General features: G+C 65.8%; 3 protein-coding genes and 1 pseudogene. 1 reads left to right on the plus strand and 3 read right to left on the minus strand.

Annotated features, from left to right (window positions below; genetic code table 11):
• Positions 1–241 (plus strand): annotated as a pseudogene (gene pstB, locus JOZ00_RS24635) (phosphate ABC transporter ATP-binding protein); the annotation flags it as partial.
• A gap of 12 nt (positions 242–253) precedes the next feature.
• On the opposite strand, the gene phoU reads toward pstB, so the two are convergent.
• The 3 genes from phoU to JOZ00_RS24650 form a co-directional block, all read right to left on the minus strand.
• Positions 254–922, minus strand: coding sequence for a phosphate signaling complex protein PhoU (gene phoU / locus JOZ00_RS24640; RefSeq protein ID WP_293349396.1), 669 nt, complete (start codon positions 920–922; stop codon positions 254–256).
• 58 nt (positions 923–980) lie between these two features.
• Entirely contained in the window at positions 981–3041 is a 2061-nt protein-coding gene (locus JOZ00_RS24645) for an LCP family protein (RefSeq protein WP_293349399.1), read from the minus strand.
• Between the two features lie 222 nt (positions 3042–3263).
• The coding region (locus tag JOZ00_RS24650; RefSeq protein ID WP_293349402.1) for a tRNA-dihydrouridine synthase at positions 3264–3740 on the minus strand (477 nt) is incomplete at its 5' end.

Here is a 3740-nt window from a genome sequence, read left to right on the forward strand (position 1 = left end):
GGACCCGATCTCCACGATGGCCATCGAAGAGCTCATCAGCGAGCTGAAGCAGGACTACACCATCGTCATCGTCACCCACAACATGCAGCAGGCCGCCCGGGTGAGTGACTACACGGCGTTCTTCAACCTGGAAGCCGTCGGAAAGCCTGGTCGTTTGAATGAAGTGGAGAACACCGAGAAGATCTTTTCGAACCCGAGCCAGAAGGCGACGGAGGACTACATCTCGGGCCGCTTCGGCTGACGGCCGTTTGGCCTAGTGCGAGTTGGGTTTTGCCTCGTCCTCGGGCAGGCTGCCGGTCGCCTGGAAGATGACGCGCCTGGCCACCTCGACGGCATGATCGGCGAAGCGCTCGTAGAACCGGCCCAGCAGCGTCACGTCGACGGCCGCGGCCACACCGTGTCTCCATTCGCGGTCCATCAGCACCGAGAACAGATGCCGGTGCAGGTCGTCCATGGCGTCGTCTTCTTCGCGGATCCGCGCCGCCTTCTCCGGGTCGCGGGATAGCACCACTTCTTGGGCGCTGTTACCCAATTCGACTGCGACCCTGCCCATTTCGGCGAAGTACCCGTTGACCTCCTCGGGCAGGGCATGCTGTGGATGCCGTCGGCGGGCGATCTTGGCGACGTGCAAGGCCAGCGCGCCCATCCGATCGATGTCGGCCACCATCTGAATGGCGCTCACGATGGACCGAAGATCGCCGGCCACCGGTGCCTGCAAAGCCAGCAGCACGAAGGCGCTTTCCTCGGCTTCCGCGCTCAGTTCGGCGATCTTCTCGTGATCGGTGATCACCTGTTCGGCCAGCACCAGATCGGCTTGCAGCAGGGCTTGAGTGGCCCGTTCCATGGCGATGCCGGCCAATCCGCACATCTCGCCGAGCCTCTCGGATAAGTCAGAAAGCTGCTCATGGTAGGCGGTCCGCATATCGCCAAGCCTACGGTCTCGGCAGCCGAATGTGGCGCCGAACTGCCGCGAAAAACGGTTACTCGCAGGTGGTGTCGGCCGCGTTAGTGACGGTCAGGTCCTCGGGAAGTGAGGTGGACGCGTTGCTGGAGCCGCGTTGTATCTGCACGCTGACCGACGAGCCGGTGGGCGGGGGAGCGGTGACCGACTTGAAGTCGGGACCGAGCACCACCTGCACGACCTGCCCGTAGCCCGACACCCGCTGGAGTTTCGGATTGGCAAACGACGAAGCCACCGTGGCCGCCGCCTCCTCGTTGCCGGGCGAGAACAGCACCGTCGTCGTTGTGACCGAACTCGGATAGTCGTCCGGCGTCATCACGTTGAAGCCGTTCCGCTTGAGCTGGCCGGTGGCGGTGGTCGCCAGGCCGCTCTGCGTCGTCGCGTTGGAAACCCGCACGGTGACGTCGTCGGGCGAGGTCGTGGTGACCTGCTGAGCCTCGGGGCTCGCCGGGGGCGTGGGCGTCTTCTTCGTGGTGGGCGCCTTCGTCGGCCCCGTCGTTGGGGATGACCCCAAATTCTGTGCGTTCTGGTCGTTTTCCTCCGGCAGCGGATCGTCGTTGATGATCGCGTCGAACAGCGCCCGCACATCGGCCATCCGCGGCGGCTCGTCGCCGTTCTGGTCGGTGACGCCGGTCGGCACGGTGACGAACGTGAAGTGCCCGGCGGCCATCCCCTGTAACGACTGGCCCAGCTGCACCAGGTCCTTCGTCTTGACGTTGTCGACCTGGGTGTTGCCGATGATCAGGTTGACGACGTTGTTGAGCTTGTTGAGGTCGAGCAGGGTGTCCTCGGAGATCAACGAGCGCAGCAGCGACGATACGAACAACTGCTGGCGTTTGATGCGGCCGTAGTCGCCGTTGGTTTCGGTGGTGACCTGACGGGCCCGCACATAATTCAAAGCCGTTGGGCCGTCGAGGACTTGGTGTCCGCCATGATCCAGCACCGTGCCGAGTTCGTAGTCGTGCAGCGCGGTCTTCGAGCACACCTCGACGCCGCCGAGGGCGTCCACCATCTTCGCGAAGCCGGAGAAGTCGACGGCGATGAAGTGGTTGATGTTCAAGCCGGACAGCTTCTGGATCTCCTTCACCAGACACTTCGGGCCGCCGAAGGCGAAGGCCGAGTTCAACTTGGTCTCGGTGTAGACCATCTTCGGGCCCCACGTCTTGGTCTTCGCGTCGAAGAGGGGGCCGTACTTGCCCGTGTCGGGGTTCCACGCCTCACATTGGAACGGGGTGATCGCCAGGTCGCGCGGGAACGAAACGGCCACCACGCGTTTGCGGTTGGCCGGAATGTTGACCAGCATCACGGAGTCCGACCGTTCGCCGTCGGCGTCGTCGGTGGTGCCGGCGCCCATGTTGGCGTTGTCCCCGGAACGGGAGTCGAGGCCGACGATCAAGAAGTCTTCGTCCCCGTACTGCCCACCCGGGTCGCGGATGTCGCTGGAGTTCTGGTCGAGGGCGTTGACGTTGTTGAGCCGGGCGTTCTTCGATGCGCTCCACTGCCAGGCCCCACCGGTCATCGCCAGGGCCAGCACAGCACACAGCGCCGCCACCGAGCGCGCCGCGATCAGCAATCCACGGTGGCGGTGTACGGGCTTGGCGTCATCGGTCTCGGCGGCGTCCTGCGGGACCTGATCGAGGTCGGCTTCGTATTCGTCCGAGTCGTCGCGCAGGTAGTCGACGGGTTCGAGATCCGGAAGCTCCGACGTCACCTGCAGCGAATAGGCGAGGTCGTCGATGACCTCGGTCCTCTGCATGTCGGCCGGCGGGTCCGGTTCGTCGGCGGGCGCTTCCACCTCGGGGTCCGCGCGATGGTGGGTGCGTCGTTCGGCGCCGCCGGAAACGCCCATTTTCGCGATCAGATCCGCGACGCTGACCCCGCTCCCGGTGTGGCATCCGCCTGTTTCGTCCGCATCCGGTTCCGGTTCGGGCTCGACGGCAGGACTGTCTGCCTGCCACAAGTGCAGGTTGTCGTCGGGCGGTTCGAAGAACCGCTCCCACGGCGCCGCGCCAAGCGACGGTGACGGGTCACCAAGTGCGCGCCGATCGCCACGAGTGGCGTCGTCCTCGGCGTCACTCATGTCCCAGCAGCCTCCGAAGTTGTGGTGCAGACGTCAACCGTGTCCGTGCGAAATCCCAGCGCAGCACCCCCGTCGAGCGCTGCGCCGCGCGCCACCGGTCGGTCGCACATCGTTGTCGCGTCCGTGCCGCGGCACCAAAGTTGATCCGCCGCGTGAGCGCAATGCGGCAAGGCCCACATCGTACTGAGTAATCGGCCCTAACGCGATTTCGGCTGAGTTAACTCAGCCGCCCGAGTGCATGACATCGGCGCCCGCCGGAACGGTGCAGTCGTCGGGGTCGGTCAACCAGCCTTCCGGCAGCGAAACCCGGGCGGGCGAACCCTGGCGGCCCCGGGGGCCGGTCGCCGCGTCCGGGAACGGCACGGTGTCATCGAGGCGCGACAGCAGCGAATCGAGCTCTTCCAGCGTCTTGACCATGGCTAGCGCCCGGCGCAGCTCCGGGCCGGCGGGAAAACCGTGCAGGTACCAGGCGACGTGCTTTCGGATGTCGCGCATGCCCTTGTCCTCGCCGAAGTGCGCGGCCAGCAGCTGCCCGTGGTGGCTGACGATGTCGGCGACCTCACCCAGCGTGGGCGGCGTCGGGGACGGGGTGCCGGTGAACGCGGCCGACAGTTCGGCGAACAGCCAGGGCCGGCCCAGGCACCCCCTGCCGATGACTACGCCGTCGCAGCCGGTGGTGGCCATCATCGTCAACGCGTC

The sequence above is a fragment of the Mycobacterium sp. genome (genome assembly GCF_019243155.1).
Lineage (GTDB): Bacteria > Actinomycetota > Actinomycetes > Mycobacteriales > Mycobacteriaceae > Mycobacterium.